1 protein-coding gene is annotated in these 949 nt (G+C 43.3%); it reads right to left on the bottom strand.

Translation table 11 applies throughout. The features are described from left to right. A partial coding sequence (locus J7438_RS25995) for a TnsD family Tn7-like transposition protein (protein ID WP_209278930.1) occupies positions 1–924 on the bottom strand: 924 nt, incomplete at its 3' end. Positions 925–949 lie beyond the last annotated feature (25 nt).

Below are 949 nucleotides of genomic sequence, written 5' to 3'. Positions count from 1 at the left end.
GGTAAAGCCACATTTACACTCAATCACACCATAAGTTGCCCCTTTCTTTTTCGAATGATGCGTATTGATCACTTTCGCACTGAGCTTTTCTTTTTGATCGCAAAATGAGTTAGGGCATGAATAAATCGTTTCCGGACTGCTCGCCTTAATTCCAGGGTGCACATCAGACTGTTTTAACGATTGAATGAATAATCGGATTAAAATGTGTTGCAGAGGCTGAAATTGAGAACCCCTTTCAGCTTTTCTGGTAATGAAACGCAGCCACTGACTCTCTTTATAAAAGTTGGTGGTAATACCCAGTTTTTCCAGCCTTTCCACCTCCCAATAACGAATAAAACCTTCGGCCAGCATTTTTTGATTAATCGCATTTCCACCATGGTTGAACCCTAACGATAAGAGTTGATTACGATATGTCTCCAGCTTTGCATGAGGCTGATAACTTCGTAATAGTTCAGCACTGGCCTGAGCAATGGAAAGAAGCTTGTCATCAACCACCAATTTACTTTGACGAGCGTTTTCCTTTGCGTACTTCTCAGCACTGGCATATAGCTGATAGGCAGTATGTTGCTTATCGACTTGCGAGTTGAAAGTCGGACATTCGTGGAAAGGACACACCAGAACACCAGGTAGCTGATGAACTCGATGCCAATAGGCAGCCCCCATATATTGCCTATCATCCTCCACACACTGTGGGCAAAAACGTAGAAATCGGAAGTTCTTTACAGTAGAGGCCAATGTACCAAGCTGCCCCTGGGCGCCAGCATTAGACAGTTGCAGCATTTTAACGCGAGTATTCTGCATTCGTTCTGAAGGCAAAACCAAAGAGAAGTAAGGTAAAAGAGTATGATGTTTAAGAATGTCTTCTGCTGAGTAGATATTAAGGGGTAACAGCTTTTCGCAGAACTGCTCGATACCTGTTGGCATTCCATAAATAGCACAGCCACTGGAC

Source organism: Thalassotalea sp. G20_0 (genome assembly GCF_017744175.1).
Lineage (GTDB): Bacteria > Pseudomonadota > Gammaproteobacteria > Pseudomonadales > Endozoicomonadaceae > Endozoicomonas.
The sequence above is the reverse complement of the archived record's forward strand: the minus strand, read 5'-3'. Positions and strand labels throughout refer to the sequence as shown.